General features: G+C 55.5%; 31 protein-coding genes. 11 read left to right on the forward strand and 20 right to left on the reverse strand.

Annotated features, from left to right (window positions below):
• Positions 1-3: 3 nt before the first annotated feature.
• From AC3RLQ_RS21565 to AC3RLQ_RS21590, 6 genes are read left to right on the forward strand one after another with little or no spacing between them, the layout of a single operon-like run.
• Complete coding sequence (locus AC3RLQ_RS21565) at positions 4-1,221, forward strand: type II secretion system F family protein (protein WP_493030710.1); 1,218 nt, start codon at positions 4-6, stop codon at positions 1,219-1,221.
• A gap of 15 nt (positions 1,222-1,236) precedes the next feature.
• Positions 1,237-1,602 (forward strand): hypothetical protein, encoded by a 366-nt coding sequence (locus tag AC3RLQ_RS21570; RefSeq protein ID WP_493030711.1) that lies wholly within the window; start codon positions 1,237-1,239, stop codon positions 1,600-1,602.
• A gap of 3 nt (positions 1,603-1,605) precedes the next feature.
• A complete protein-coding gene (locus AC3RLQ_RS21575) occupies positions 1,606-2,016 on the forward strand; it encodes a type II secretion system protein (protein ID WP_493030712.1) in 411 nt (136 codons plus the stop codon).
• Between the two features lie 17 nt (positions 2,017-2,033).
• Positions 2,034-2,714 (forward strand): ABC transporter ATP-binding protein, encoded by a 681-nt coding sequence (locus tag AC3RLQ_RS21580; protein WP_493030713.1) that lies wholly within the window; start codon positions 2,034-2,036, stop codon positions 2,712-2,714.
• Complete coding sequence (locus tag AC3RLQ_RS21585; protein ID WP_493030714.1) at positions 2,711-3,490, forward strand: hypothetical protein; 780 nt, start codon at positions 2,711-2,713, stop codon at positions 3,488-3,490. The genes AC3RLQ_RS21580 and AC3RLQ_RS21585 overlap by 4 nt, the downstream gene beginning before the upstream one ends.
• Positions 3,466-4,389 (forward strand): hypothetical protein, encoded by a 924-nt coding sequence (locus AC3RLQ_RS21590; protein WP_493030715.1) that lies wholly within the window; start codon positions 3,466-3,468, stop codon positions 4,387-4,389. Before AC3RLQ_RS21585 ends, AC3RLQ_RS21590 begins: the two co-directional genes overlap by 25 nt.
• On the opposite strand, the gene AC3RLQ_RS21595 is transcribed toward AC3RLQ_RS21590, so the two are convergent.
• The 8 genes from AC3RLQ_RS21595 to AC3RLQ_RS21630 form a co-directional block, all read right to left on the reverse strand.
• The gene (locus AC3RLQ_RS21595; RefSeq protein ID WP_493030716.1) at positions 4,367-5,521 is read right to left on the reverse strand and encodes a type IV pilus twitching motility protein PilT; all 1,155 of its coding nucleotides are present in this window, start codon (positions 5,519-5,521) and stop codon (positions 4,367-4,369) included. The two genes, AC3RLQ_RS21590 and AC3RLQ_RS21595, sit on opposite strands and share 23 nt — an antisense overlap.
• 8 nt (positions 5,522-5,529) lie before the next feature.
• The gene (locus AC3RLQ_RS21600; protein ID WP_493030717.1) at positions 5,530-7,479 is read right to left on the reverse strand and encodes a hypothetical protein; all 1,950 of its coding nucleotides are present in this window, start codon (positions 7,477-7,479) and stop codon (positions 5,530-5,532) included.
• Positions 7,476-8,006, reverse strand: coding sequence for a type II secretion system protein (locus tag AC3RLQ_RS21605; RefSeq protein WP_493030718.1), 531 nt, complete (start codon positions 8,004-8,006; stop codon positions 7,476-7,478). Before AC3RLQ_RS21605 ends, AC3RLQ_RS21600 begins: the two co-directional genes overlap by 4 nt.
• Positions 8,003-8,458, reverse strand: a complete 456-nt coding sequence (locus AC3RLQ_RS21610; protein WP_493030719.1) for a hypothetical protein — start codon at positions 8,456-8,458, stop codon at positions 8,003-8,005. The genes AC3RLQ_RS21605 and AC3RLQ_RS21610 overlap by 4 nt, the downstream gene beginning before the upstream one ends.
• Positions 8,455-9,543 (reverse strand): hypothetical protein, encoded by a 1,089-nt coding sequence (locus AC3RLQ_RS21615; protein WP_493030721.1) that lies wholly within the window; start codon positions 9,541-9,543, stop codon positions 8,455-8,457. The genes AC3RLQ_RS21610 and AC3RLQ_RS21615 overlap by 4 nt, the downstream gene beginning before the upstream one ends.
• Positions 9,540-10,097 (reverse strand): hypothetical protein, encoded by a 558-nt coding sequence (locus AC3RLQ_RS21620; RefSeq protein ID WP_493030722.1) that lies wholly within the window; start codon positions 10,095-10,097, stop codon positions 9,540-9,542. Before AC3RLQ_RS21620 ends, AC3RLQ_RS21615 begins: the two co-directional genes overlap by 4 nt.
• Positions 10,098-10,111: 14 nt before the next feature.
• Positions 10,112-10,690, reverse strand: a complete 579-nt coding sequence (locus tag AC3RLQ_RS21625) for a hypothetical protein (protein ID WP_493030723.1) — start codon at positions 10,688-10,690, stop codon at positions 10,112-10,114.
• Positions 10,691-11,093: 403 nt separating this feature from the next.
• Positions 11,094-11,234 carry a hypothetical protein gene (locus AC3RLQ_RS21630; protein WP_493030725.1) on the reverse strand — a complete coding sequence of 47 codons (141 nt, stop codon included), beginning with the start codon at positions 11,232-11,234 and terminating at the stop codon, positions 11,094-11,096.
• A 263-nt stretch (positions 11,235-11,497) separates the two neighbouring features.
• On the opposite strand from AC3RLQ_RS21630, the gene AC3RLQ_RS21635 reads away from it, so the two are divergent.
• The 3 genes from AC3RLQ_RS21635 to AC3RLQ_RS21645 all read left to right on the forward strand — a co-directional run bounded on the left by AC3RLQ_RS21635 (position 11,498) and on the right by AC3RLQ_RS21645 (position 12,860).
• Complete coding sequence (locus AC3RLQ_RS21635; RefSeq protein ID WP_493030726.1) at positions 11,498-11,776, forward strand: hypothetical protein; 279 nt, start codon at positions 11,498-11,500, stop codon at positions 11,774-11,776.
• Positions 11,763-12,239, forward strand: coding sequence for a hypothetical protein (locus tag AC3RLQ_RS21640; protein WP_493030727.1), 477 nt, complete (start codon positions 11,763-11,765; stop codon positions 12,237-12,239). Before AC3RLQ_RS21635 ends, AC3RLQ_RS21640 begins: the two co-directional genes overlap by 14 nt.
• A 267-nt stretch (positions 12,240-12,506) precedes the next feature.
• Entirely contained in the window at positions 12,507-12,860 is a 354-nt protein-coding gene (locus AC3RLQ_RS21645; protein WP_493030728.1) for a hypothetical protein, read from the forward strand.
• Positions 12,861-12,901: 41 nt separating this feature from the next.
• Here the strand turns inward: AC3RLQ_RS21645 and AC3RLQ_RS21650 are convergent, their stop codons facing one another.
• Entirely contained in the window at positions 12,902-14,353 is a 1,452-nt protein-coding gene (locus tag AC3RLQ_RS21650; RefSeq protein WP_493030729.1) for a hypothetical protein, read from the reverse strand.
• A 189-nt stretch (positions 14,354-14,542) separates the two neighbouring features.
• Here AC3RLQ_RS21650 and AC3RLQ_RS21655 point away from each other — a divergent pair, with 189 nt between their 5' ends.
• Positions 14,543-14,950, forward strand: coding sequence for a hypothetical protein (locus tag AC3RLQ_RS21655; protein ID WP_493030730.1), 408 nt, complete (start codon positions 14,543-14,545; stop codon positions 14,948-14,950).
• A 124-nt stretch (positions 14,951-15,074) separates the two neighbouring features.
• Here the strand turns inward: AC3RLQ_RS21655 and AC3RLQ_RS21660 are convergent, their stop codons facing one another.
• From AC3RLQ_RS21660 to AC3RLQ_RS21695, 8 genes are all read right to left on the reverse strand, one after another.
• Positions 15,075-15,749, reverse strand: a complete 675-nt coding sequence (locus AC3RLQ_RS21660; protein ID WP_493030731.1) for a DUF2971 domain-containing protein — start codon at positions 15,747-15,749, stop codon at positions 15,075-15,077.
• 181 nt (positions 15,750-15,930) lie between these two features.
• On the reverse strand, positions 15,931-16,734 hold the full coding sequence (locus AC3RLQ_RS21665; protein ID WP_493030732.1) for a hypothetical protein: 804 nt from the start codon (positions 16,732-16,734) through the stop codon (positions 15,931-15,933).
• Positions 16,735-16,847: 113 nt separating this feature from the next.
• Entirely contained in the window at positions 16,848-17,111 is a 264-nt protein-coding gene (locus tag AC3RLQ_RS21670; RefSeq protein WP_493030733.1) for a DUF1883 domain-containing protein, read from the reverse strand.
• A gap of 79 nt (positions 17,112-17,190) precedes the next feature.
• Positions 17,191-17,421, reverse strand: coding sequence for a DUF2188 domain-containing protein (locus AC3RLQ_RS21675; protein WP_493030734.1), 231 nt, complete (start codon positions 17,419-17,421; stop codon positions 17,191-17,193).
• A gap of 200 nt (positions 17,422-17,621) precedes the next feature.
• Complete coding sequence (locus AC3RLQ_RS21680; protein ID WP_493030735.1) at positions 17,622-18,035, reverse strand: YegP family protein; 414 nt, start codon at positions 18,033-18,035, stop codon at positions 17,622-17,624.
• Between the two features lie 338 nt (positions 18,036-18,373).
• Complete coding sequence (locus AC3RLQ_RS21685) at positions 18,374-19,018, reverse strand: recombinase family protein (RefSeq protein ID WP_493030736.1); 645 nt, start codon at positions 19,016-19,018, stop codon at positions 18,374-18,376.
• A gap of 149 nt (positions 19,019-19,167) precedes the next feature.
• Positions 19,168-19,677: a DUF4339 domain-containing protein gene (locus AC3RLQ_RS21690; RefSeq protein WP_493030737.1), complete on the reverse strand. Its 510-nt coding sequence runs from the start codon at positions 19,675-19,677 to the stop codon at positions 19,168-19,170.
• A gap of 274 nt (positions 19,678-19,951) precedes the next feature.
• A complete protein-coding gene (locus AC3RLQ_RS21695) occupies positions 19,952-21,868 on the reverse strand; it encodes a DUF6538 domain-containing protein (RefSeq protein ID WP_493030738.1) in 1,917 nt (638 codons plus the stop codon).
• A 268-nt stretch (positions 21,869-22,136) separates the two neighbouring features.
• Here AC3RLQ_RS21695 and AC3RLQ_RS21700 point away from each other — a divergent pair, with 268 nt between their 5' ends.
• Positions 22,137-23,279 (forward strand): tyrosine-type recombinase/integrase, encoded by a 1,143-nt coding sequence (locus AC3RLQ_RS21700; protein WP_493030739.1) that lies wholly within the window; start codon positions 22,137-22,139, stop codon positions 23,277-23,279.
• 468 nt (positions 23,280-23,747) lie between these two features.
• Here the strand turns inward: AC3RLQ_RS21700 and AC3RLQ_RS21705 are convergent, their stop codons facing one another.
• From AC3RLQ_RS21705 to AC3RLQ_RS21715, 3 genes are all read right to left on the reverse strand, one after another.
• A complete protein-coding gene (locus AC3RLQ_RS21705) occupies positions 23,748-24,653 on the reverse strand; it encodes an SDH family Clp fold serine proteinase (RefSeq protein ID WP_493030740.1) in 906 nt (301 codons plus the stop codon).
• A gap of 519 nt (positions 24,654-25,172) precedes the next feature.
• A complete protein-coding gene (locus tag AC3RLQ_RS21710) occupies positions 25,173-25,778 on the reverse strand; it encodes an ImmA/IrrE family metallo-endopeptidase (RefSeq protein WP_493030741.1) in 606 nt (201 codons plus the stop codon).
• Positions 25,775-26,152: a helix-turn-helix domain-containing protein gene (locus tag AC3RLQ_RS21715; RefSeq protein WP_493030742.1), complete on the reverse strand. Its 378-nt coding sequence runs from the start codon at positions 26,150-26,152 to the stop codon at positions 25,775-25,777. The genes AC3RLQ_RS21710 and AC3RLQ_RS21715 overlap by 4 nt, the downstream gene beginning before the upstream one ends.
• Between the last annotated feature and the right edge of the window lie 87 nt (positions 26,153-26,239).

The following is a 26,239-nucleotide window of genomic DNA, read 5'->3' on the forward strand; positions in this document are numbered from 1 at the left end:
GCCATGAACGCCTTCCAAGTCACCCTGCGCAACATCAAGCGGCCCGAGATCTCCAAGGTGATCGAGTGCGAGGCGCCGAACCGCGAGCAGGCCGCGCTGCTTGTCAGCAAGCCTGGCTTCCGAGTGGCCCTGATCAAGTCCCTCGCCGGCACGCCGAAGAGTGAAAAGTCCAGGAAGCCCGTCTCCCGCAAAGAGCTCATCAAGCTCTTCCGCGGCCTGGCCTCCATGCTGAAGGCGAACATCAGCACGGCAGACGCGCTGCTGTACTACTCGCAGGGGCTGCCTGATCCGGTGCTGCAATCGTCGCTGATGAACATTCGCAACCGGCTTGAAGCCGGGATGCCGGTTCACATCGCCTTTGCCAAGGAGCAGACGTTTGACGGCACGATCATCACCATCATCGAGGCCGGTGCGGATGCCGGACAACTCAGTGAGGCGTTCGCCTCGCTTGCGCGCCGGATCAAGATTGAGCTCATGTTTGCCAGCAAGCTGCGCACGGCGCTGCTGGTGCCGTCGTTGGTGGTGCTGTTTCAGATCGGCCTCTTCATTTATTCGCAGATTTTTGTCGTGTCCCAGGTGGAGGAGACATTGAAAAGCGTGCGCCAGGAGCCGGATCAGATTTCGGTGTTTATCTTTTCGGTGAGCCATGTGGTGCAGCACACGTGGCCTTTCTTTGTGATCGCGCTGGTGAGCTTCATCACAGCCCTGTTTCGCTCGGAGGCCTTCAGGCAGAAGCTGCTGCTCTTTTTCATGAAATACTGGCGGCTGCTGACGAAGCTGGTCATGGGCCTGCGCCAGAGCGCCTACATCGGAACGCTGCAGATGCTGTATGCCAATGGCATCAATCTGGCCCGCGCCTCCGCATTGTCCGCGCGGGTGCTGCAGGGCACGCCGATGTATCCGGACTTCATCAAGGCCTCGCAGGTCTATGAGTCCTCCGGCGTGCCGTTTGCGGAGGCGCTGAAGCGCAACACCACGCTGGATCCGCAGGTCATCCACATGATCGGCATCGGCGAGCGTTCGGCCTCCCTGCCACAGCAGCTGGAGCTGCTGCGTGACATCTACGAGGAGGACACCGCGGCGACCATGGCGGATTTCACCCAGGTCATCAATTTCATCACCCTGGCCATGGCCGTGGTGCTCATCGGCTTCGTCTTCACCGGCTCCATGCTGCCCATCTTCCTGATGGGGCCGCGCATGATGCAGTCGGGCAACATGTGAACTCAACCCACCCTTATGAAAACACGCTGCTTGTTTTTCTCCCTGCTGCTCGCTTCCACGGCGGTCCTGGCGGCTGATCCGCAGAAGCTCGTTCCCCGGCCCATCCCTGGCATGGCCGCTCCGGCTCCGGTCAAAGCCGCGTCCGCAGCGGTCAAACCGGTGTCGTCACAGCAGGCGGCGGCTGCTCCTGGTGCGAATCCGGACCGTGCGCGTATTTTGTACATTCATCGTCGAGCCACGTTGCCTGCGGAGTTCACGAAGAACCTGCCTGCATCACCGGCCGAGGCCACGGTGCCAACCGCCATGCTCAATGTTCGTCAGGGTGCCGTGAAAATCATTCCCAAGGCGGAAGTGGCGCAGATCCTCAAACCCCGAACCTGAAGCATGATGAACCTCCATTCCCGTCCTGCCCGCCACAATGGCGGCTTCACACTCATCGAGATCAGCCTTGTGATCGGACTGCTGCTGGGGCTGGCCACCTTTGCAGGCATGAACATTGCTGCCGTGCGAGACTGGCAACGTGGCAAGGATGCCTCAGTGTCACTCCAGGCGGTCTTTGCCGCCCAGCGCGCCTATCTCTCCGATCATCCCACCGCGGACATTGCAGGGGTGCCCACCGATCAGCTGCAACTCTATCTGCCACAGGGTTGGACCACGATGCCAGCCTTGGTCAGTCTGAACGATGAGGCTCTGTCTGTCGATCACACCGTCATGCCGCCGCTTCTCATGCTGGGCTCGTCCGTCTATGACCCTTCATCGAGTGGAAGTGATGGACTTTGGGATGCCGGGCAGTGAACGTATCTTCCTGCCTTATGGCCACCGAAACTCTTCTACACATCCCCAGCGGAACCCGCTTCGGCTACCACACCGGTCTGCCGTGGAAGAGGGCGGCGCGCAGCCTGGTGGAAGTGGGCGGCGACATCCGCGCCGGCATGGGGCTGCACCTGCTGGTGGCACCGAACGGCTCGGGCAAAACGACCTTGCTGCGAACGCTTGCCGGGTTGTCTCCGGCATTGCAAGGCCGGGTAACGACCGAGGCGCAGGTGCATTACTTCGCGGATGAGCTGCGGGTCGATCCAGAGATGAAAGCGCGCACGTTTTTCCGTGCCTGGTTCACGGGCGCATCACTCGTCGCTGCGGAAAGGCTGGCCGATACGCTGCGGCTGAATTTGACCACGCCCATCGGCAAGCTTTCCCGGGGCAACCGCCAGAAGGTGCTGTTGATTCTGGCCGAGGTGAAGGCAGCGCAGAGTGAAACCAGCGTGCTGCTCATGGATGAGCCTCTCACAGGCCTGGATGCCGAAACGCGCGAGCAGGTGACGCAGCTCTGGGCCACGGCAGGCACGCAAACGCTGCGCCTCGTCATCATGCATGAACTGGAGTGCGTGCGTGAAGCGGACTCGCTGCTGACCATTGCCGGTGGTCAGTTGCGGCATGCCACGAGTCGCAGCGGCAGCACCTGGATGGAAACCTACCGTACTTTGCAATCATGAGCTCCCTGCGAGTCTGGCCCTTGTTTCGCCTCAGCTTTGCCGGACTCATGGGGCGGGGCAGCTGCTGGCTGCTGCTGCTGGGAGCCGGCCTGTTTATCTGGATCGCGCCGCTGCTGACGCCGTGGGAGGAAAACCCGCAGATTCTGCAGCCCGCACGTGCGCAGACGGCCTGGTTTTATGCCTGGATCGCGCTCTTCACCTGGCTGCCGTTTCAAGCCTCGGCGCTCGGGCACCGCATGCGGCGCGAGGGCATGCTGGAGCATCTGCATGCCGGGGGCTCGGGGCGCATCAGCCAGTGCCTGCAGCTCAGCGCTGCGATCTGGGTCTGGATGCTGGCGGTGGTGCTGATCGCGGTGGTCTTTTGTCTGACGTGGACTTTGCCAAAGCGGCCTGAAGAGGCGCGCATGTGGATGACGCTCGTGTTTCAATATGGCCTGCTCTACAGTCTGTGCGCAGCGCCGCTGTGCCTGCTGGCGGTGGCGCTGGGCACACGCACGGCAGAGGTCATTGCGTTTCTGGTGCCCACCGGGCTGCTGCTGATGGGCTTGTTTGGCGCTGCGTGGCTGGCCCCGCTGCTGGGTGGCGCGGATTCGGGAGTGCTGCAGTCGTTCTGGCTGGCGCTGCCGCATTATCATCTGGCCGATCTGACGCCACGGCTGGTGTTTAAAATGGGTCCGCTGCCGTTCGCGGACTTTGCCGGTGCGGCAGGCACGCTCGGCCTGCAGGGTGCCGCCATCTCCATCTCTGGGTTATGTCTCTTTCGCACACGCTCCTGACGCTGACTGCCGCAGGCGGTCTCTGGTTGGGCGGCCATTGGTTGTCCTGCTCGCGGACGGTCTTGCATGCCACGGCAACTCCACCCGCGTTTGCGCTGCCAGGAAGCGCGTATGGGAGTCTGGCGGCGCGTTTGATACGCGACTCGCTCTACAGCTACTGGCATGGGGGTGAGAGTGCCGCGCCGGCTGCGAGTTCGCAGGCGGGCGCCGGGGCAGCGCCGCCACCACCACCGGGGCGATTTTCCCGCAGAGGCATGCCGGCACCGGTGCCACCCGCGCAAACGCCGGGCGAGACATCATGGCTGCAGGCGGGGGTGGATGCGCTCTCCCGTCTCGAAAAGAGCCGCACGCGGCGTTCCAGCACCGTGCCACTTTCGAATGCCCATCAGCAATATCTGCATGCCGCCGCAGACGTGCGGCTGCGTTTCGCCTACCAGCTCGATCCGGGGGATGCGACGTTGTATGAGATTCTGTACTTTCACATCGCCTCCCGCACGCAGTCGACTGAAGCCGCACGGGCTGCCATCGATGCGCTCTCTCAAAACGCCATGGCGTATGGACTGCGTGAAGGCGGGAGCATGTCTGATGCGCTGACCGGTGCGGGCGCCGCGATCAATCTGCTCAACGACCAGCTTCAACCTGGCAACGCCAGCCGTGATGACAAGGCGGTCAGCCGTGAATGGCATGCCTTGGAGGAATGCCTGGAACGCTACCGCCGCCTGCGCAGCAGCGCGGAGGAGGAAGGCTGGTGGGACGGCGTGCCGAAGGTGCGCCGCCAGGAGCTTGAGGCGCATGCGAAACTGCTCATGCGCATCCGTGAAATGATCCGGCCGGTGCTGCCGCCGGGGGTTGCGACTGCGAACCTGGTGCCCGGGCCTAACCCATCAAGTTCGCGTTGAAGATGTCTTCGGAGATGTGGCCGGCGCGGTAGAGATTGATGAGGCTTTGGTCCCAGCGCAGGTTGCCTTTGTAGCGGAGGGCGTCCGCCAGCGAGGTGGCGCTGCCGTCATAGGCGCGCATGCCTGCCGCCACGGCTTCGCTGGTGTTTTGCAGGTATTCGGTCACGAGCACCCGTCCATTGAACCCGGTGAGCAGTCCCTGGGAGAGCACAAAGGTCAGTGTCTCGCTGAGCCGATGCAGGATGCCGGACTGCTGATCTTTGGGAAAGAACTCGAGGATACGGTCGATCGTCTTCACCGCACCCCGGGTGTGCAGGGTGGAGAGCACGAAGTGGCCCGTCTGCGCGGCCTCGATACAGGTCTCCATGGTTTCACGATCACGAATTTCACCGATGAGGATGATGTTGGGCGTTTTGCGCAGCACCTCCTTGAGGCCGCTCTGATAGGACAGCGTGTGCCTGCCGACTTCCTGCTGGGTGACGAGCGAAGGGGCCGGAAGCCGCACACCAGGCTGGTTGGGATCGTCCATCATGGCGTCGTAGCGATACTCGATAGGGTCTTCAATGGTGACGATGTGCTTGGGGAAATGGCGCCGCACCCAGTCGAGGACGGCGGCGAGGGTGGTGGATTTACCCGAGCCGGTGGGGCCCGTGATGAGCCCGAGGCCAAAGCGGCGCTGCATCAGTTCGCGCAGGCTGTCGGAGATGAGAGGGTCGATGCCGAGCGTTTCGAGCTGATTGATTTTCGCACGCAGCCAGCGGCATGTGACACCCAGGCCTTGCTCGCTGAGATGCACCTGTACGCGCATGCGCACCGGAGATCCAAGCGCGCCTTCTTCACAGCTAAAGTCGATGACCCGACGGCTGCGCACCATCTCCCACATTCGCGCTGCGCCGCCGATGGCATCTGCCTCTGTCCAGATCTCGACGGACTGGCGCATGAAGAGCGCCTCCGCCAGCCGGCCCACGGCTTCTGAATCCTGGATGCCGAAGCCCTCGGCGACCTCCAGTCCGCGATTCGTATGAAGGTAGATCAGCCCACCGGTACGCACCTGCACATCGGAGATTTCACGTCCGGCGTAGGCGGTGGCGAGATCACCGAGGATATTGTTGGTGGAGGGCGTGGAACACATGAAAAGTTTCAGTCTTGCGGGATCTCTTCGATGACGACCAGCCAGTTCATGGGATGGACAGGCGGGAGTTCGGCGGGACTGCGCAAGGGCTTGAGCTCGGCGGTGATGCTGTCGGAATGCACCGCGTCGTCACTGCCTGACCTCATGTCCAGCGGCTGCCAGGCAGTGGCACCGCCAGCGGCGAGGCTGCCGAGCTGCCCGTGGTGTTCGATGGGCCGGTTGAATCCGGTGGTGCCCACTCGCAGTTCAGCGGCGTAGATGGAGAGCGGCGGATAAAATTCTGCGCCAGCCGCCAAGCCCGAGCCGACGGGAGGGGCAGCAGCAGGGGTCGCGTTCAGGTCGTCCCCCACATAGACCCGCAACGGGGCGACGATGCTGAGCCCGGCGGTGTAGTTGGTGAGATTTTTGCCCTGACGGATGATGACGCACATGTCTTCCAAGGCGGGCGGATCGCTGACGACACGGACGTTGATGGGGTCCAGCGACGGGTCCACGCCGAAGTAGAGGCTGTTGTTCGCCGCCACGCCGCCCGCGCTCTGTGCCTGCAACCATGCATCCAGCAATGACGGGTAAAAAGTAAGGCAGGAGCGATTGCTGTTGGTCAGCTCGGTCTGGAATGGAATGCCGGCACCACCAGGTTCAAAGATGGTTGGCCAGTTGTTGCCGCGCTCGAGCACAACCGTGCCTGTGCCGCCGGCGGAAGTGGGGAAACTCACGCGAATGCTGGTCGGTGTTTGATCTTCATAGCTGACCATGGCCGTGGCCTCGACGGTGATGCGACAACGCTGCCCCCCGGCAGTGTAATCCTCAAAGGCGTTCAGCGTGGTGCCCGGCGGGCTGCGACGCAGGTAGCGGGAACCCGTGGGCAGCGGCAGGAAAGCAAGGCGTCCGGAGTTGCCCGACAAAGCGATGGGCAGCACATCCGTGCCTTGTTCGGCCTGGAGACGTTCACGTTCCCCCAGCGCATCAAAATCAGAGCCCACGGTGACTCCCCCGAGATTGAGATCGGCGGTCATCTCGATGCCGCTGCGACCGGCAAGCCGTGCAGCACCATAAGCCCCGGCAACACTCATGCGCGCAGCATAGACGGAACCTTGAATGCTGACCGTATCCACATTCCACGCCGTGCCGTCCTGATGCGTGCCAATGGCGGCAAAGGTGGCGGCCTCAATCGGCATTTGGGATGGAATTTCATACAGTGACAGCACGTAATGCCGTGCCACGGTGCTGGTGCTGCTGCCGTAGTTCACGGTGAAGGCCCACCAGTTGCGCTTTGCCACGAACGGCTCCCCGGGTGCGGCATATCCAAAACGGATGTTGGGGTAGGGGATCAAGTTGTAAACCGGATACGCGGTCACATCCGCCAGCAGGCCAGGGACCTGCGCCGGGTAACGCTTCAGCGGTGTGACGACCGGGCGCAGGGCGTCTGCGGTTTGCAACTCGGCACTCAGCTCCAGCAGCGGCGGCACTTTTCCAGCGAAAGCGGGCAGTGCAAACACGTCGGAATAAGCGGTGGTGCCGGGCGTCACGCGTCCGGGTTCGCCTGTCAGCGAAGTGATCCAGCTCTGCACCGCGCTGCTGTTATTGTCGCCGACATCGCCACTGAGTTTGCCGCCCAAATTGAGGCTTTGCAGGATTTCAGGGGACAGGCGTTGTGAGGAGGCTGAAAGTGCCACGGCTTCGGCAAAGATGTTGCTCCATGCATAGTCGGCTCCCTCGGCATAACCGGCTTTCATGCAATCCATGGCCCTGCCTGGAAAGGAGGCGACGAGCGCATGCAGGAGTGCTTCCTCGCGCTGACGGTAGTCCACGCGCAGTTGTGACTTCGAGGCCTGGTCACGATTCATCAGCGTGGTCTTGAAGAGCATGGTCAGGCTGAGAGTGAACATGATGGCCAGTCCGGTCACGATCGGCAGCGAGATATAACCTGCGTTACGTTTGATCGTGTGTTGGTTCATCGGCTGCCTCCGCAGTAGGTGATTTCTTCGCCATTCGGTCCGGTGAGCGTTATCGTAAGAATTCCTTCGCTGGCATTGAAGACAGCGCTCTGGAGTCCCTGGCAGATCTGCCAGGAAGTTTCGGAGCCGTCAGGCTGGGGAGTGTAGAACCGCAACGCAGTGCCGCTGCTGCCGGTCTCCGCTGCGATCAGGCGCTCCTGGGTGGTCTGCACGGCGGTTTTGAAAAACAGCCGCACCGCAGTGCCATTTTGAATTACCGGCGTGCCACCGCCGAGCGCGCTTTCACGGCTGGGGTAGATGAAGAAGTGATCTGCCTGTTGAAAGATCCGGCCCAGGATGTTGCCGATCTGCGGAGCCTCTTGAGCAAGGAAGTTCTGCCGCCGGGTCATTCCCATGAAGCTCAGATGCTGCTGGAGCATGACCACCAAGGCAGCACTGAGCATGACCATGAGGCCCATGGCGGTGGAAATCTCCATCAGAGTGAACCCCCTGGGATTCAGACGGGAGTGATGGAGCGGCCATTTCATTGGAGACGCAGGGTGGAGCGGCTCTTGAGGTATTCCTGGCTGCCGATGCGATAGCTCAGCACGGAATGCAGCCGCCATACCGTGAGCGGAGTCTCCGCAGTGGAGGCGACCTCGGCTGTGCGAAAGCGCCGCAAGGTGCCCTGCATCGCCTGACCGCCGGCGACGCGGCCCAAGGTGACGGTCAGTTCCGGCACCGGATCAACCGCGACATCCGGCCAGGCAGACTGGGAGGCAGTGAGATCAGCAAAAGGCAGGCGGCTGGCCAGGGCGCTTTCACGTGAGAGACAGGCGTCGGTCAGCGTCTGCATGATGGTCCATTGGTTGCCCGAAATCGCGAGCAAGGAGGCGCGCATAATGATCAGCGCCAGCGCGGAGGTCAGCGCGAGAGCGGCTGACACCTCGATCAGCAAACTTCCGTGTGGACGGAGGCGCTGGCGACGTGGCGGTTTCATGGCGTACCAGGGCTGGAGAGCTCCATGGTGCTGATCTGGCCGCGCGAAGTGATGACGCGGTCCACTTCAAAGGTGACGTGGAATAAACGCTCGGCCGTGCGCCCAAAGAACGGCGTGTAGGTGACGACCTCCAGCGTGTAAATGCCATCCTCTGAGGCATAGTTGGAAAGGTCATCGACAGACACCGTCAGGCTCTGAGGTACATTGGTGGAGCTTTCCGCCTGGTCTGGATTGTAGTATCCGCCGAACCGCAGTTCGGTCCCATTCACCATCTTGCCGACGGTTCCCAGCGCCTGGTTGCCCTTGTAAACCTGCACGTAGGTGCGGGAGTCCGGGTACAGATGACTGAGCGTTACCACAAGAGAGGGAATGCGGTCAATGAAGACCTGCCCAGGAGTGATGTTGCTGACGCTCGCCGAGGCCAGGGGCCAGATCTCGATTTTCGGCTGGGCGATGATCGTGTCTGGCACCTGGTAAGAGGCATAACGAACGATGGTGAAAGTCTGCTCGCCGTTGCCTGAACTCAGCGTGGGCGATGTGAGCTGATGATAGATGGGGCCGAAGGTGTAACTGCCGTTTTCCAGATTGGATTCCTCGATCAAATACTGAGCCTGGTTCAAGGACGAGTAGTTTTCAGGGTCATAATTCTTGCCCTGAACGCCCAGATAGACGTCGTGCTCGGAGGGGTCGCTGCTGTCCGCCACGAGACCCTGCACCTGGATGTTCACGGAGAAGGGCCGGTCGGCACGGGTGCGTTTCACAAAGCGCGATCCCGCCGGATCTCCACGCACGTAGTCGTCTTCCGAGGTGATGCTGACGGACACCTGGGGATTGTAGGTTCCGATGATCTTGGTGTCGAGCAGGTAGATGTTGCTGTCCCAGGCCGTGCCGCGCGCAAAGAGCTCAAAGAGCGAACCGCTTGTGCCGACCTTCAGGGGGGCCGTGTAGGTCCCGCCGCTTCCCGTGAAGGGGGTGTCGTAAATCTGACCGGTGGTCAGGTCGGTCTGTCGCACCCAGGCTTCGGGAGTCTGTCCGAGCAGAACGGTGCTGAAGCAGCAGAGGCAGAACAGTGTTTTCAGTTTCACGGTGAGGCGCGATTGGAACCCGAATGTGTGGGCGCTGGTTCAAGGATTGTGATCGGTCCTCCCTTGTAGGTGGCGACAATGAGGCGCTTGTCATAGGACAGGCTTTTGAGCAGAGCTTTCGCCTCCTGGGCATTGCCGCGTGAAAGTGACAGGGGCACCTCCTTGGCTGCCAGCCAGGTGGTGTTGCGTTTCAGGAAGCTTGGCCAGAAGGTGAAGTCACCCTGGGGTGAGGCCGCGACATGGACCCGCAGTTCCGCAGGAAGATGCAGAATGGAGCCCACGGGAACGAGAGTGAACTTTTCACCGTCCGCAAGAATAATCGAATTCGTCCAGAGCGAACTTTGAATGGCCGGAGCTGCCTTGGTGAGCGGCCTGGCTTTCGCGGTGAGTTGAGATTTCAGGCTGGGTGCCTCGGCCACCTGCTTACGCAGAGCTTCCTCGCTCACCACATCCCGCGCCTGCTGGGCCGACAGGCAGCCCGTGATCGCGATGATGCCGAGGACCCATTCGACGCCGAAGCGTGTTGCAGGTCGGAATGGACGGGCGGACTTCATGGAAGATTCCGGGGTCATTGACGAACAATGGTCACTGTGCCCTCGGGATTGGGACTCTCTTCAAGAATCCAGGCACCCGAGGAAAAGCTGAGCGACCCCGTTGGGACCGGTGGGTCTTTTTGATACTCACCCAAGATGTTGAAGATCCCGTTGGGTTTGTGGGCATTCCCTTCGCCTGCCCAGTTCAGACTGATGGTGATGGGGGTGGTGGTCGCCTGGAACACGGCGATGGGAGAAACAAGGAGCGTCTGGAGCGGCGAGAGATTGTAGTCCTGAATGTCACGGAACTCGAGCTGTCCTGCACGCTCCGTAGCACCACCGTTTCCCGAGACGGAGGCCTTGAGATGAAACTGCCCGCCATTGCCATTGGTGCACGAGGCACCAGGAGCCCCCAGGGTGTCGCCCTTGGCCTGAATGCCGGAAAAGATGAATTTGTAGGAGTTCGGCAGAGTGTAAGTGATTTTGAACGGTACCTTGGTCGCAATGCGTGTGCCCGCAGGCACCCCGGGTGCGCCGAGCAGGATGTCTGCCTTGGCACCTGAGCTTGCCAGTGCCGCAGCCAACAAACAGGAGATCAGGAATGACGTTTTCATGGGATGGGTCCCTCGTTAGTTGTTTGCGGTCTTATTTTCTGAATTGGCTCCGCGATGGAATAGTGCAATTATTCCCTCAATTAATAGTAATCATAGTAAATATGGCTTCATTCACTTGCTGGCCCTGAGTCGGGACGAATTCGTCTGCATCCATGCGACTGCTACGTGATCTTAGTGCTTCGGGCTATTGCCCTCGGGATCGGCGAGCCCCATGATCGTGGCGAATTGGCCATCGCGATCACGGTCACTGAGAACCAGCACCGGAAAAAATGGTCCCTCCAGTTCGTCCAAATGAATCGGCAAGACCTGGCGTCCAACGAGCTATTGGTAATGCTCGCGTTCGATGTGGGTGGGATGGCTCATGCTGCGAGCCCCACATGAGTGTCCAACATTCCGTGCAGTTCTATCTGGTGGCACTTGTTTCGTTAAGCAGCGTCTTGAGCAGTGTCTCCGCAGTGTAAGGCTTGGGAATGAAGTGTTTGACACCCACATTGGCCGCCTTGGCGACCATGCCGTTGGCGTTGACCGTTGGCATCGTCCACATCTATGGTGGCTTTAGATTTCCAGTGCATGCGGCCGTCTGCGTTTTGGGTTATGGTTATGTCGGCGATTGTCCATCTCATGGGGTCCATGAAACCTCTTGAGAGTTCTCTGCGAAGGGCGTTCTCGATGTCGAGAGCCCCGAGGATGGCAGTGGGTGGAGAGAAAGAACCCGCATTCCCGGTGGCGCTTGTCTTTTCGAATTGCGGGTTACTGTTTCATCATCTTGCAAGTCTTCTGAAGATCTGAGCATGATGTGAGACTGCCATGAAGTTTAACCCACACAGCCAGGAGTTGTTCACGGATGATGACCGGCTGATCAAGCGGCTGCATTGCCCATTCCGGCTGGACTGGAGCAAGCTGGGGCCGACGGATGATCCCGCCGCCCGGCGCTGTGACATCTGCCAGCACACGGTGACCGACACGGCGCAGCAGACTGAAGAACAACTGCTGGCGCTGCTGCAGGTGAATCCCCATGCCTGCCTGAAAGTAGACCTTGATCAAGACAACCTTACCCTGACCTATCGCCGCCATGAATCCATTTAAGCCCGCTGCGCCTGAAAACCTGCGGGTGATCAAAACCGCGAGAACGGAGGCGACCATCAACCAAGCGGCCAAGGCGGGACTTCGCCCACTGGTGAAGCTTGTAAAGCCCTCGGAAGAGATACGCAGCATGATCTGCGTCTGGCAGAACCGCGTCAGTGGAGAGATTGCGGTTTTAGGCGACCCCCGCGTTCACCCAAGGCGCGAAGAGTGGGAGAAGGTGATCGACTGGACCCAGTACTACCCTCACCCCTTTCCAGAGCCCTTTGCCGCCTACCTCATTCCACCCGACATCAAGGAGGGTGAACTGGTTTTTGTGGACGATTTGATCGAGGACTTCATCGGCGCCAGCTGGGTGGGCTCAAGCTGCAACTACCGGCTAGCGTCTTGCAAGGCGATTTGGGATGGAACGGACCTTGTGATTCAGTACGACCGCTCAAAGGATGTGTTGCAGTTTATCGGGTGAGATTGGACCTCCAAGCGGGCCCGATCCATTTCAGCTCATTTTTTGAGCACGAAACCCTTGTGAGGGTGAAGTGGAGGCGAGGGCGGGAAATCCTGCCGTCACCAGTGAAACACTGGTAATCAAAGACTTACGAAGCCCTGATTTCGAGGTGTTGTATCAGTACTTTGTATCAAAGCGGGCCGAGTTTGGCAAGCGCATTGTTTCATGGGGAGATTCTGGCGGAAAATGGGACTAGGCCCAAAGCGATATTCCGGATAGGCTTATGGGATGGAGTTTGTCATTACAGCCGCCGCTTGTGCTTTGGTTTTCTTTTTTTGGATCACAATTTCGGTGGTGAAGAAGCATCGAAAACTCAGAAGTCGCTCTAGTGAACTGCCGCCGATGGCAGCCCAGCAACTGGAAGCGTTTCATCACAGTTTTAACAAGGCGAATGCCCTCGGTCTGGACCGAGAGGCTAAAATTTACAAAACAAAAGAACTGGTTGTTTTTGCCACCGGCTTTCCAATAGGAGGGATAAAATCTGGAACTCCTCTACTTTGCACATCTGGATACATTGAATCGCTAACAGATGAAGAACTCGATGAAACTTTGGCTTCGCTTGAAGCCATGACACGAGATTGAAAATTATAGCGTGCCTTGTTTTTCCGCTGCTGCCAGCGTCATCATGTGCGCTGCCGTCTCGCAATGGTGAGGCGTGAGACATCCGCTATTTCAGCGAGGTAATCGACCGCCGCACGATAGGCAGGCGTGGGGGCAAAGGTGGTGGATTGCCTTCTTTGACGGTTTGCGACGCGTTCTAAGACTCCGGCACGCCGCAGAGCGTCAATGGTAGGTGTCAGCGCATCGGTTCGTGAAACGGCCCCTTCCGTGATCAGCGATCTCACAATTACCTGATTAGCAGCGGCGGTTTCGCTGTGCTGCGCGACTCTGAAAAGGAAATCTGTGGCGGATGGCTGCCAAGGAATCTCGGCATTCGAGAGCGTGCGTTCCAGATGGTTTAAGAATGTGTTGAGCACATCGGCAGCGTCCTCGCTTATCAGTTGCAGCGCATTCACCATGCCTGTCACCCCATCCACGGAGCGCATGACCCTCTCGACGGGTGAATTGTGGCGCAGATGCTCTCTATCGTGCCGAATCTCAAAGCGCATGCGCCGGTTCGTCTTGGCATAGACCACTAGCCGAGTGCCGGGCGCAATTGTTGAACTAAGGACAATCGCATTTGGGGTGTCTCGCTCTCTGGCATGCTCGGGGCCGCGTCTGGTTCTTGCAAAAGCACGCCGGACATAGGGCAAGGCGCAGAATGAGCGCATGGCTTGATCAACCATCTCCATGAGTTCCGGCCCTGCATCGTTGGCAAACTCCCAATAAGTTTCCACACGGCGCAATACCCATGGCTCATGCGAGGGGGTGAAGGACAAGGTTCCCGTGTTGTCAACGGACGAAAGCCGTCCCCTGCGGTTCATCTCTCCACGCATCGCCGTTTCCACCGCTGAAAAGTAATGGGTTAGTCGTTGAGGCCACTGGCCCGGCCCGGTGAAAGCCTGCCAAATCGCAGCGGGATGTTCTGGAATCCAGTTGTCGCTTCCGTCAAAGGCGAGTTCGCCATCGACACCGATTTGATATTTTCCGAACAAGTCGGGCGTCAGCACATTTGCATTCTCTGAACGAAGGATGTTCGGATTTTGATAGCGCACAAAGCGCGTGGGGTTGAGATTCGCCCAATAGACAGCCGTGACGTGCCGGGCCGTCAGCAACCCACTTTCCTGAAGGTTTAAGGTGCCAGCACACAAGGGCGCGGCAGCAAACCGCGCATCATGCGTGAGTGAGGAAATCGGCTCTCGGCGCAAAAATAATTCTTGTCGCGCACCCCTCCCTGTAGGACGCGTGAAAAAGGCGGAATAGGCGGCTGCAATGTCATGATTGGCCTTGTCTCTGAGGCCGAGTGGCGGTGCTCCCAAGTATTCAGCAGCATCCTGTGCTGTAATGCCTATCATTCCTGAGGCATATTCAATGGTGTCTCTGAAAATCCCCAAGGGTAAATTGTACTCTACTTTATCCTGCCTTCCTGTATTGGCATTGACACGTATTGCTGATGAAAATTTGGGTAATGGCATAGCACTGTTTTACTGCTGCCTATGACCTGTACCTCTCAATAGAGGCTCATTCAACTCTGATGGAAGTTTGCAACCAGTTGTAAAACGAATTCCGAGTTTTCTCATTGAAAATCAACAGATTGTGATGTATCATACCAGACATCACTTCTGGAGAAAACGGTTTCCAGAAAAACGGGAGTGTCTTTTTTTATGAGAATCACTGAAGCGGACAATCGGAAGCAAAACTTGCTGGCAGCATTGCGGGAATCACGGGGCATCGTGTCTGTTGCCTGCGCTCGCGCTGGCGTGGCACGGCGCACTTTTTACAACTGGCTTGATACGGATAAGGATTTCAAAACCTCCGTTGAAGATGTGAACGAAGAAGCCGTTGATTTCGTGGAGGGAAAACTCTTGGAGCGTATTGAATCAGGCGCGGAACGTTCCATTATCTTTTTCCTCAAGACACGCGGCAAAAAGCGCGGCTACAAGGAGAGCGGCAGCGGTGAAAGTGAAATGCTGAACCGCGAGCTGTGCAACATTTTCAGTTCGGCCTATTCGGGTAATGGCTCCCGATATGATGATTTCCTCAACGGTGGCCCTCCCCCTGACCTCGTCTAAAACAGGCGACACTGTGCAAAGTGTGCCATTAGAGTTTTCACGCCCGATTTTCGGGCGTTTTTTTGTGTCATATGTCTGGGTTTCCGTGCTTTTTCGTCTCCACTATTCTGTTGAGGCGGAACTCTCAGAGAGGCACGCGCTCAAGCATTCCTGAGGTGGCTGACAGGCGGGTTTTGAACAATTGGATATGTTTACCTCCACTTGAGGCACACAGTCTTGAAGCTCCAGCGGCAACTTCCTCGGGTGCTCGAAAGCCAACAGTGATTTCAAGAATAGCGTCGATAGGCACCTCAAATAAGACCACTGGCATGCCGATATTGTCCTTGTTGCTTGTGCTACTACCGTCGCCAAGTCTTCGGACCAGACGCTGCTCGCATTCGTATTCCCAAGCAGTTTGCTTGGTGTAGAAAAGCTCTTTCGTGAGTTTTAGTTTTTCGACGCGAACGCTAGGAAGATGATCCACATAAACCACATCAGAGAGGAATCCGATGTCCGTTTCTTCACCTGCTCTCCTCTGAAAAAAAGCAGAACCGCTGTCTAATCCGATGACGAAACCGCGATATGCTTCTGCGTAATGGCTCCACATCAGTCCTACATCCCATCTCTTGCACAACGAAAGGATACAAATGAGGTCATCCATGTGCTTTCTGATCCGCTGTTGTGCGGTGGAGGCGAACGCATCTTTGCGATTCATTAAATCAGCAGCCAACGTTGATTTAGCGTTGTTGAGTATGTTGGCTAGTTGTGGAGGGCTCGCTCCGGGAAATTGTGCCGTGAGCACTCCAAGCAAAGTGCTCATTCGTCGGGTGATTATCGTTTCAATGACTTGATCGGGCGAAAAATCTTCAATTATGGGCAAACACTCTAGCGGGTCATTCAGGGCGGTTGGCTGAGAAAATCTCAGCTTTCGGTCGTCAAAAAACGACGTTCGGGAACTCGGGCAATATTTATATGTGAGCATTTTTAATGAAAGGCGCTGGTCAGTTCTGGTCGAATCGGGTCAAAAAATCAGCCTTGCTGAGAACTTCTGTTTTGCACTCAAGGTAGTGGTAAACAGCCCTCAGTTTAGCCCGGAAACGTTCATCATCCGTAACGAAGTAGTCAGCTAGAACCCCATAAATGGCATGCGTGACATCATGGATAGCAGAGCGGGTCATTTTGGCCTTTTCCCGTGCGAAACCCGCTCCCGAAAGAGCGTTGAACAATGAATCGACTGTTCGTTGCAGTTTGCTGTGATTGGAACCAAGCGACGGCCCTTTTGGAATCTCGCCTATGTCGAGACACTGGTTGCGCAGCTTTTCGACAATATAAGGGCGTAGCGATTCAGTGTGTAAAACGTCCAAAGGGCATGTGGGTTCAGTTGCATTCCCAAGTGGTTTTCGCACCAGTTCTGCGGCTGCTTCTGAAACGTGGGTTAACCAGTAATGATCTAGCACGCGCTGCATGCAGTCGGAGGGACATTCTCGCCGGAAATGTGTGGGATCGGTTTCTTCTGAGCCTCTAATTATTTCTACATGTTCCGACAACTGGGCAAGGAAGTCCAAATGCTCATTCACACGTTTATCAGCCTCTTTTTCATCCTCAGTGGTTCGAGCAATCATCGCAATCTCTTCGATGTGCGCAGGGCTATATGGAAAAATGTAACCCTTGCCGCGAAGACGCTGGACGACCGTTAGCAGTTGAGGGTCTTCGTTTTTTTTGAGAGCAATTACAATGTTCATGTCCGGGTAAATAACCTTGGAACATTCAATGGGGTCATCGCCCTCCAGTTCTAATGTGCGCATGGAAAAGGTCGGTTTTTGAATTCATGTAGAGACAGGACTAGGGCAGTGGGGGCCAGCAGATGCGTTTGCAACCGGTTGCAAACTACGAGTACGATTTTTCCAGAGGCTGTGCGCTAATCTTTCAGATAGCTAAGATTGTAGCGAATGTTTGCTCTTCCTCCAGCCAGGTCGATCACGACATTCCAACTGCCACTGTGAGGAGCGACGATGCGAGCGGGGAAGTGAGTGAAAAATCCGCCGTAGTAGGTGCAAGAGCCTCGTTTTTCAAATGAATGAAAATTGGAGTCATCCATGATTCTGAAATTGCATTGGGTGTCGCATTCGAGGATCACGACATCTCCATCAGACAGGTACTCGCGGGCGTGAATAAATTGCATATTTGAGCGTGGGTAAAGGAGAGGTTGAGCACCGAGAAAGGCAACGACCTGCCGCCTTTCTCGCGTGCTTGAATCGCATTCAGCCCTTGGAGCGTTTTGGGTCAGCAGAACGTGGGTAGGTCCGTTCTTCCTGAATTCTGCCATTCAGCTTATGGATTTTCAGAGAGGAGCCAGAATCAGCGAGAAGCTTAGCCGCCTCCCTTACAGCCTGAGTTTTTGTAAGGTCTGCAAAGACCGCCGTTGATCTTGCCGCATGCTCCTTTTTCAGTTTCCAGTCTTCGCCTTCTTTGCTGAGGTGATAATCTTTCATAATGGTGTGTTTTAGGTTTTAAGTGTTCTTTGGAACACGTTTTTAACGTTGCAGGGGGTTTCTATTTTAGAGTAAAAATGACAAAAATTTGCACGGCTTGCGCTTACGCACGGCAAAATGCTTTAAGCTATTGGCTGTGAATGCGTTGAGACTCCTCCCCGACGTGATTGCTATAACGTGGGGGAAGGGTTCTGCTTTTATTACCAGCGCACAGGAGGCTGCATGAAGGACGAGATCTCTTCCTTCACTTGAGCCAAGTAAGCCTGTTGAATGAGCTGAAACGAATATTTACAGGACGCTTCTGTGGTAAAGCCCTCGCCCCACCAAATCGGTTCACCGTTTGCACCAGCGTAACGCCAGCGCCAATTGCGGGGGGCAGATTCCCACCAGAAAATCCGACGCACTCCCGCAGTTGGCCGTGGCGACCAAGTCAAGGGTATGTCGGGGTTGCCTTTGACGTGCTGAGCATGCACGGCTTCTTGGAGCAATCGGACGCCATAAAGGCATGCTTGTTTGCTTTCGTAGCCTTCTGCGGTTCCGATTATTTCGTGGTTCTCGCCGACATAGCGTAAACGCCAGCCAGTCGCCGTATTGCGGTAGGTTATGGTTCTCATGTACAATAGCGTTTGGCCCTCCCTGAAAGACGACAGGAGTTCAATTTAACGCTTGCCTCTCAAACCACCCCGACCTAATCAACAGCCCCTCAGCCCTCGATCCTGCCGAAGTCTTTTGACTTCCAAGCGAGATTGAAATTGCCCGACTAAGCGAAAGCTTAGTCGGGCTCTTTCTTTCCACCCGCAAACTTCCACAATATTTAGGGGGGACAAAGGATTTTTTTCTACCTGTTGTGTTCAAAAACGTTTCACACCGCAGTTTCAAGGGTTCCACGCCGAAAAAATATTTGGAACGTTAAAATATCTGCGCTGATTCGCACAATTGCGGCTTGAAGATTTTAGGCCACTAATGCCGCTTTCACCCGCTGAACTGTACTATTCCCTTTGCCACTAATCTTGGCGGCGTTCCTCACGCTTTGCCCCGCTTTCAGTAGGCGAATAATATCAGGATGCTTGGCGAGGAAGTCGGAGCGTTTCAGCGTGGTTCCCTCTGGACGGCCCAACGTGCGGCCTTTGCGCTTGGCTTCCTCAAGTCCTGACTTGATGCGAGTGGAGAGGGTTTCCACTTCGTTGCGTGCCATCTCTGCCAGTAGCGCCAGCATGATCGAAGCGGCAGGGTTGCGCTTCCCGCTTGCCATGAGGGTTTCGACTCCCTGAGCGTGCCAATAAAGGGACACCCCGAGTTCTTCCAAGTGTTCAACGAAGCGATGAACGATGCTGTTCTTTCTCGCCAGTCGGGAGACTTCATGAACGAGCACTTTTTTCACCTTCCTCTCTGCTGCCAGTTCCTCCACCCGCCTCAAGCCGTGGCGTTCAGATTCATCAGCCCGGCCTGAAATCCCCTGTTCCTCGCAAACCTCAACCACGGTGTAACCCTTGGAATCGGCATAGGCGCGGAGTTCGGAGACTTGGCGGGCTGTCTCCTGCTTGGCGGTGGAGACACGAACGAGGATCGCGACGGGAACGGCGGGTTTGCTTTGCATTGTTCTACAATGCGAACTGTATTCAAATAATCAACTGTTTTCGTGAATACACTTTGACCCACTTCCTAAGCCAGGTTTTCAGGGGCGAATCAGGGCTGATTTCTGGCAACGATTATTTGAATACAGTTTCTACTGCCCTAGAGGCCCTCTTACTTTTCTTCTTTGGTAGTGGATGCTCTGGGGCTGCGAGGCACGCTGTCCGCATTTTTGCTCCTGCCAAGCGCGATTCCAACAGCGGGGGCCGCTACATAGCCGATGCCCATCCCAAGGATAAAAAGAGGCACGCCCAAAATGGCACCTATGCCGGTTAAACATAACAGAAACGCGAAAAAGCACATTACGCTTCCGACGCAAAACAAGAAGCATCCTCCTTTTAACCCATTTAGTTGACGCCGCTTCCGCAACCGTTGCAAAGCTCTTTCACCTATCGCCATTACGGGTTTTGAGGCTGGCATTTCCGACACTGGCGGGACGGGCATCGGGGGCGGTTGCGCAGCTTCCGGCTTTGGCAGGACATCACGCAAGGGCTGCCATTGCTCCATGCCCTCTTTCCAAGCCATTGTTTCGGGAGTGCATTCCCCGGCTTTGATTTTCTCTGCGATTTCCTCGGGCGTGAACGGCCCTTGGCGGTCATCTTCAATCAGGAGGTATGTTTGCATGGATGGAAAAGGGAAATGGCTTTCATCCGCCCTTTCGCCTTGCGACCAAAGGTGAGCCGGAAGGTTTACAAGCCGCACATAGACGACCCCGCACGCCTTTACCTCCCGGCATGCCGGGCGGCTGGACATAACGTGCGGCCCCCGGCTCATTGCTGAGTTGGGGTGTCGTTTTGCGCCGAGACACCACGGCGCTATGTGTGCGGAGTTGTAAAGCCCCGGTTCAGCGGATGCTGAACGGCTCCAGTCTAGGAACTCTGCGGCACTTGTAAAGCCCTCACGCCTTCGGATAACCGGACGCGATATGGGCAGGCGTGCGGATACGCGACGGCTTGGATTGCAAAGCGGGAGGCGCATTGCTTACAGGCGTTCGGATGCGTGGCGGCTTTGGCATCAGTTGCGAAAGATCAACGCCGGGATAGTCCACCTTTGCCAGTTCATCGCGAAGCAGAGGCATAGGGAAGCCCTCGCCGTAGGCGTTCGCTGCGCTGTTTTCTGCGGCCCATCGGCCAAGACGGAGAGCAATATCAGGATTGATCTTTGCCCGTCTCTCCGCATCTCGGAAACTATGGCGGAAGCTGTGAAACGAGGCTTTCACTCGTTGGCCTGGAATCGCTTCCGTTAGAAAACGGCGGAACCATTTCGAGAAAATGTCAGCGTATCGCCCTTCACGATTTTGCGGCAGTTCGGGGAAAAGCTGGTTTCCATCGCCGGCGATTGAGCGCGTTTTCACGAACTCAAGAAAGCCCATCGCAAGTAATCGCGGATGAATCGGAACCGTGGTCTTGCTTGTCTTGTTCTTCACTGATTTTCCTTTCCCCGTGCCTTCCTCATCATCGGTTTCATCCGTCACGCGAATACAGGGAACGTCTTCCACGGTGAGCACGTCGGGTAATTCAAGCTGGCAAGCCTCGTTGCATCGCAGCCCGTTGAACATCGCAAGCAAAGGCACCCAATAGCGACCCCTGCGCGGACGATTCGGCCCCGCCTTGCTCCATCCTCTCTCGTCATCCTTGCAGCCGGTGAATAATGGAGCTTTGAAAATCAGGTTCATTTCCTCCACGGTAAAAGGTGGCCTCTCTGATTTTTTCTCGACGTGGAAACGATCTTGCAGCGTCTTTGTGTTAGCCGGGTTTTTCTCGATGATCTCAAGCTCTCTGGCATACTCGAACATTGCCACGACGCGCCCGTGATAGTTGGCCTTTGTGCGATGGCCCATTAAGCGCGGTTCCTTTTGTTTGGCCTCCAACGCAATCGCCTCTGTCAGCGTTTTCCCCTTGTATCGTTGTTCAGCGTGAGACGGCACCGTATCGAGAAAGTCGAAAAACTCCGCCATCTTTTGACGGTCAATCTTGGCAACCTGCAAGGAGTCCCCGAAATGCTCGCTGAGAGCACGAAAGACAACATTGTTGGCCCGGTGCGTTTTCTCGACTACCCGCTTTGACTTCTGTGCTTTTTCAAAGGCACTGCACAACTCTTTCAGGGTCATTTCCTGTTTGGCATCCGGCAGAGTGCTACCCGCATGAAAGCCTCTAAACATAGGATCAAACTCCGCAGGCGGGCCGCCCGCGATGCAGTGGATACGACGGCGCAAATCCTCTAGCAAAGCCGCACGATAGCCAGACAGCAGCTTTTGATACGCGGGGCTTGCAACAGGCAACGATTCCAGCCCATAGGAGGCCAGACATCTGCGCAGTATCGACCCAATGCCGGACTCCCCTTCGCGGTCATTTTCATAGCCCCGCATCTCCATTCCCAAATCTCCTAGCACGTCCGTTTTTACGTCATCCTCGCTGCCTCTGAGGGCATCCACTACTTCGGCAGTGTCTTTTTGCATTCGCACGAACTCACGAATTAGAATGTCTCGAATGCGCTCATCTGTGACCATCGGGGCGGAGCCGTTCGCGGTCGGAACATTGCAACCGGTTGCAAATCCCTTTAGCTCGCGCCTCTCTCTTGCTGCCGCCAATGCCTTTATGCGTGCATCGAAGTTCTCACGCCAGATGGCGACAAGGAGCGGGGCCTTGCTCGCAGCAGAGCGGTAGTCAGCCACGCGGAGAGAAAACTTGATTTCATGCCCCATTTTCTTTCCGTCCACCTCGAAGGAAACCCCGGCTCGCTTGAGTTCGCGGGGAATCGCCATGCGGAAATAATAGACGCCCTCTCTGCGCCAAACGTGGTTTAGCTTGGGCATGGGTTCAGGCTGTGCTGTATCACTTTGATGTATCAGTTGAGCCGTCATCAGCCCTGATAAATCAATGAATGCCTGAGTTTCAAGCCCTTAAAGGGCTAATGGAGGCGAGGGCGGGAATTGAACCCGCGCTTCACCAAGGGTTGTTTGTCGATATTTGCCGAAGTCTCAAAGCATTGATTTATAGCTATTTACCGCATCCTCGGATTTCGCTGGACATCGCAAAACTTGCGCGGATGTTCTTACTCTCGTTCTTACTTATTTACCTCGGATGGCATCGGTTTGGAAACACCCTAAATCCCGCTTCTGGTCAGCTTGTTTTACGGACAAAACTGGCCGCCGAAGAAAGCAGACCACAAAGGAGACCAATCGCGGTAAGGCGCTCAAACTCGCGGAGGCCTACGAATTGGCAGCGAAGAAACGGCGGACCTTCACCCAGGTCCGTGAGGTGCTGCAAAATCTTCACAAGGAGATCACTGGTGAGGAGCTTAAAGAAGTGAGTATGCGCACCCATATTGAGAACTGGCTTGCTGAGAAGAAGGACGAAACGAAGCCCGCCACAATGCATTTCTACGGTTCCAGCACCACGAAGTTCCTGACCTTCCTGGGAGAACGGGCTGATGAAGACATCTCTGCCATCAGCCGAAACGACATTATTGCCTATCGAAAGGATCTTGCTGCCACCCTCTCCTCAACCAGCACCAATCAGAACATCAAATGCCTGCGGATGGTGTTTAAATCAGCCCGCCGTGAAAGCCTAGTATCGGAGAATCCCGCCGAGTTTGTGGACACAGTGAAGAAAAAGGGCGGCTATGAACGACGCCCCTTCACGATCCCCGAAATCCAGGCAGTCATGCGTGTTGCAGACGCCGAATGGCAATCGATGATTCTTTTTGGCATCTACACTGGCCAACGGCTCTCCGACATCGCAGGGCTGACTTGGGCCAACATTGACCTGAAGAACCAAGTAATTCGGCTTGAGACTGCCAAGACCAGTAAGCGCATGCAGATCCCGGTAGCGCCTCCCCTCCTGCGCCATCTTGAAAGTCTGAAATTCAAAGGAAATGCTGACACTCCAATCCATCCTCGTGCCTCTACGACTTTGAACAAAACCTACAAGACTAGCACGTTGAGCAATCAATTTGGCAACATCTTGGCCCTTGCTGGCCTTCGCAAGAAAGTGAGTCATGTGAAAGAAAAGGACGGGCGCAGGGGTGCAAAGCACGCGGCACAACTGTCATTCCACGCCTTACGCCATACAGCTGTTACAATGCTAAAGGAGGCCGGCATCCCTGCTGCTGTAGTCATGGAATTGATTGGCCATGACTCCGAACAGATGAGCGAACATTACACGCACGTAGGCAGCGAAGCACTCAAGAAGGCTGCTGAGTCTCTGCCAGACGTTACAAGATAGGCGCACACGGTCAAAACATCATGCCCAGAAGAGGTTGTAGGCTGATCTGGATACCCCTTTGCCCTTCATCCTCCTGCAATCATTTATGACCCGTTTGGTGTGGAATTGATCTCAGCGGCGAATTTCGTTAAAAATATTCATGGCTCGTCAGGCCCGGGTTCATCCCAGCGCCCAAATTGCGGTGAAAATATTCTTGGCTTCGTTGACCCCGAATTCCAATGACTCCCAGCAAGGAAAAGAGGTCATTGATGTCATTTTCTGATTTTAACAGGGCTCGTGATCCATGTACAGCCGAATCGCTCAAAGCCTTGGTGCGCAGCGGTTAGGATTGCCACGAATGGGCTAAACCATGGTTGAGGAGATCAGGGCGAAATCTGGCCTGAAGCGTGCAAAACGATGCTCATGGGAAGACGGCTTAAAACCCTGCGCTGTTGCGCTTGGCGGGTTAATTATACGGAATTGCTATTTTCAGGTTTGGAGCATTCTGAAAATGCCCACCCCTTTATGATTCTCAATTGCTTTGTAACAGGGGCCTGTCATAAGCACATTCATGTAACAATGGTGAACAGTTAGGACTAAATCTTGAAGTTCTTGATCCGTTTCCAACATTTTGACATTGAGCCCCATTGCTAGACATTCATCGCTATGGATGTGGCGGGCATGTGTTCTGTTGATCGGTGTGTGTGTTAAATTTTTAACAATAGCATTCGCCTTTCGCGCCGCCCCTCTTTGACCTTGGAACATTACCTTAATTAACTGGTTCTTTACGAAATCGTTGGACCACTTTATGGCGTCTTGGCATCGCTGTAAAAACGTAGGACGATATTGAGAAATTATCCGACCCCACATTTCAGCCCTCAAAGGGTCACTTGCCTCCTTGCAAGCTGTCTCGAATTCTGTCAAAACGCCTTGAGCTGGGACACCATTTAGCTGTGGATCTATCGGACCAAGATTAGACTGCTTACCCATCCATATTTCTTTACAACAGCATGCAATCATAGTTCCGGCAGACATGGCAATCTGCGGAACGAATGCGCGAATGTCATTCGAAAACATCTTTTGCAGATAATCGACAAGAGACTGAGTTGAGGCAATGTCACCTCCCGGTGTATGCAGCAGTAAATCAAGACCTTTAGACACATCCATTCCATGAATGGCTGTCATGAATCCATTCTTATCCTCATCGTTTATCTCCGTGCCACCAGTGGCTTTGGATAAAAACCCTGAATAATAAGCGATAACATTCCTTCCTGTCTTACGGTGCAGTTCCGCGAGGTATTTTCGGCGTGTTCGGTCAACAGCTGTTGCGGCACGAGAATTGCCCTCGTGCTGCTCTTTATCAATCTCAGTAAGGACAGTATTAAGACTGGGCATGCCTATTAACTACAGCCCCTGTTGAAATCTGAGTAAGAGGAAATTCATATGGCCACGGTTGATCAAGCGAGAAATGCAAATCCGATTCAGCCCACTTTGGAGACGGTTTCGGCGTGAAATATTGAAGATAAGCGGGAGTCAGACCAAGACGACTCGCCTTCTTTTTAGGCGAGGACTTTTTTAGTGACCTTACCGGCAGCTTGGCATTGGCTACGGTGGACATATGAAGTGGGGGATTGGGGAGAATTGGGACGAGGCCTCTTTTGATACGTCATTCAGCAAGAGAAAAACAATGAAAAAATGATCATATCTTCAATATTATTACTCGACTGCTCACGTGAATGTGTCGCTTTGTCTCATTAACAAGCTGAGGATGCATAGGCATATCGATGAATTATGCGAGTCTCGTCGGGGGCATCATGACCCCGCTTGTGCTGAAATATAATTCGGCCGAGAGGCCGTGTGGGTGACGTAGTACAAACAGACGATTCGACCTCCTTAGGCACGAAGCGTTGCGTTTCAACTCAACGCTGTACGGGCAAGAATTTTCGCCACACCGGTCACGTTCATGCGATGTTGAATCAACTGACGACTTGCACAGAAGTGCTCGCCAATGTCCTCAAAAGACATCCCCCTGCGGTTGGCCCAGAACAAGGCATCTCTGGTCAAATGAAGGGCATATCCCAGAAACTCAGCTTGGTTCTCTTTTTCCTTGGAATACTCTCGAATAACCAATCCACCCACTTGAAAAATTCCATCTGGCTCATGCTTGCAGATATGGTGACTGATCTCGTGGAAGATGTCGCTTTCTTGCCGAAATAACGAGTGAGTAGGGTTGTGAATGAGCAGGTGCTTGTGCGTTGGAGGACCTTTAACTAGTGCGGCAGACCATCGATTCCTGCCGTCGATCGTCAGTTCTTCCAGCATTTGTGGAGGCATACCGGTGAGACGATCCGGAGTTGTAACATTGATTTTCAACATGTTAGCAAGCTTGCGTGCTGGCAGCCTATCATGAGGAGATAATTTGAGCGCGGCACGCACCTCCAACGCGGCACGCTCAGCGTCTGTTTTAAAACCGCGCCCGAGGCGCAAGGAAATATCCAGCTCGATGGTCGAAGTGCTCATTTGATCTCATCAAATGTTCCGTTGAGGATATCCTTATAGGCGAGCTCGATCATGGTAGTAAGTGCGCTTGCCGTTGCGGCTGGCAATGTTCTGTCTGCACGTAGGTAAGCACAAACGGTTTCGCGAGTATTAATTCCAGAATCGACAACATTCTTTAAGGCTGAAACCTGAAAATCATCCGGAGAGACTTGGAGCCACCTGCAGATGCGCATGAATGTGTCGAGATCAGGAAGGTGGCCGTTTTGAATGCGCGACAGAGTAGGCGCACTGACGCCGCCTATTTCTTCTGCGATGTCACGCAGAGGACGCCCATTGCGCTTTTTGGCTACGAGCGCAGCCAACTTGGTCAGATCAATCTCATTTGATTTAGCCATGGGTGTGTTTCACGTGTGGTTATGTTTCTTTGATGAAATTTTTAGTTGCGGTGGATATGAATTGCGTCATTTTATCGGTGAAATGCA

It is taken from the genome of Prosthecobacter sp. GW821-HT29F12 (assembly GCF_058803405.1).

Bases quoted from the DNA above. Each gene is read 5' to 3' on its own strand.
- AC3RLQ_RS21685 (WP_493030736.1), bottom strand. From the start codon at position 19,018: ATGCAAAGCAAACCCGCCGTTCCCGTCGCGATCCTCGTTCGTGTCTCC.
- AC3RLQ_RS21670 (WP_493030733.1), bottom strand. From the start codon at position 17,111: ATGCAATTTATTCACGCCCGCGAGTACCTGTCTGATGGAGATGTCGTG.
- AC3RLQ_RS21625 (WP_493030723.1), bottom strand. From the start codon at position 10,690: ATGAAAACGTCATTCCTGATCTCCTGTTTGTTGGCTGCGGCACTGGCA.
- AC3RLQ_RS21650 (WP_493030729.1), bottom strand. From the start codon at position 14,353: ATGCCATTACCCAAATTTTCATCAGCAATACGTGTCAATGCCAATACA.
- AC3RLQ_RS21705 (WP_493030740.1), bottom strand. From the start codon at position 24,653: ATGCCCAGTCTTAATACTGTCCTTACTGAGATTGATAAAGAGCAGCAC.
- AC3RLQ_RS21580 (WP_493030713.1), top strand. From the start codon at position 2,034: ATGGCCACCGAAACTCTTCTACACATCCCCAGCGGAACCCGCTTCGGC.
- AC3RLQ_RS21585 (WP_493030714.1), top strand. From the start codon at position 2,711: ATGAGCTCCCTGCGAGTCTGGCCCTTGTTTCGCCTCAGCTTTGCCGGA.
- AC3RLQ_RS21700 (WP_493030739.1), top strand. From the start codon at position 22,137: ATGGCATCGGTTTGGAAACACCCTAAATCCCGCTTCTGGTCAGCTTGT.
- AC3RLQ_RS21635 (WP_493030726.1), top strand. From the start codon at position 11,498: ATGAAGTTTAACCCACACAGCCAGGAGTTGTTCACGGATGATGACCGG.
- AC3RLQ_RS21675 (WP_493030734.1), bottom strand. From the start codon at position 17,421: ATGAAAGATTATCACCTCAGCAAAGAAGGCGAAGACTGGAAACTGAAA.
- AC3RLQ_RS21715 (WP_493030742.1), bottom strand. From the start codon at position 26,152: ATGGCTAAATCAAATGAGATTGATCTGACCAAGTTGGCTGCGCTCGTA.
- AC3RLQ_RS21620 (WP_493030722.1), bottom strand. From the start codon at position 10,097: ATGAAGTCCGCCCGTCCATTCCGACCTGCAACACGCTTCGGCGTCGAA.
- AC3RLQ_RS21645 (WP_493030728.1), top strand. From the start codon at position 12,507: ATGGAGTTTGTCATTACAGCCGCCGCTTGTGCTTTGGTTTTCTTTTTT.
- AC3RLQ_RS21710 (WP_493030741.1), bottom strand. From the start codon at position 25,778: ATGAGCACTTCGACCATCGAGCTGGATATTTCCTTGCGCCTCGGGCGC.
- AC3RLQ_RS21605 (WP_493030718.1), bottom strand. From the start codon at position 8,006: ATGAAATGGCCGCTCCATCACTCCCGTCTGAATCCCAGGGGGTTCACT.
- AC3RLQ_RS21665 (WP_493030732.1), bottom strand. From the start codon at position 16,734: ATGCGCACATTAGAACTGGAGGGCGATGACCCCATTGAATGTTCCAAG.
- AC3RLQ_RS21590 (WP_493030715.1), top strand. From the start codon at position 3,466: ATGTCTCTTTCGCACACGCTCCTGACGCTGACTGCCGCAGGCGGTCTC.
- AC3RLQ_RS21660 (WP_493030731.1), bottom strand. From the start codon at position 15,749: ATGAGCACTTTGCTTGGAGTGCTCACGGCACAATTTCCCGGAGCGAGC.
- AC3RLQ_RS21690 (WP_493030737.1), bottom strand. From the start codon at position 19,677: ATGCAAACATACCTCCTGATTGAAGATGACCGCCAAGGGCCGTTCACG.
- AC3RLQ_RS21565 (WP_493030710.1), top strand. From the start codon at position 4: ATGAACGCCTTCCAAGTCACCCTGCGCAACATCAAGCGGCCCGAGATC.
- AC3RLQ_RS21600 (WP_493030717.1), bottom strand. From the start codon at position 7,479: ATGAACCAACACACGATCAAACGTAACGCAGGTTATATCTCGCTGCCG.
- AC3RLQ_RS21655 (WP_493030730.1), top strand. From the start codon at position 14,543: ATGAGAATCACTGAAGCGGACAATCGGAAGCAAAACTTGCTGGCAGCA.
- AC3RLQ_RS21575 (WP_493030712.1), top strand. From the start codon at position 1,606: ATGATGAACCTCCATTCCCGTCCTGCCCGCCACAATGGCGGCTTCACA.
- AC3RLQ_RS21640 (WP_493030727.1), top strand. From the start codon at position 11,763: ATGAATCCATTTAAGCCCGCTGCGCCTGAAAACCTGCGGGTGATCAAA.
- AC3RLQ_RS21680 (WP_493030735.1), bottom strand. From the start codon at position 18,035: ATGAGAACCATAACCTACCGCAATACGGCGACTGGCTGGCGTTTACGC.
- AC3RLQ_RS21595 (WP_493030716.1), bottom strand. From the start codon at position 5,521: ATGTGTTCCACGCCCTCCACCAACAATATCCTCGGTGATCTCGCCACC.
- AC3RLQ_RS21630 (WP_493030725.1), bottom strand. From the start codon at position 11,234: ATGTGGACGATGCCAACGGTCAACGCCAACGGCATGGTCGCCAAGGCG.
- AC3RLQ_RS21610 (WP_493030719.1), bottom strand. From the start codon at position 8,458: ATGAAACCGCCACGTCGCCAGCGCCTCCGTCCACACGGAAGTTTGCTG.
- AC3RLQ_RS21695 (WP_493030738.1), bottom strand. From the start codon at position 21,868: ATGCCCAAGCTAAACCACGTTTGGCGCAGAGAGGGCGTCTATTATTTC.
- AC3RLQ_RS21570 (WP_493030711.1), top strand. From the start codon at position 1,237: ATGAAAACACGCTGCTTGTTTTTCTCCCTGCTGCTCGCTTCCACGGCG.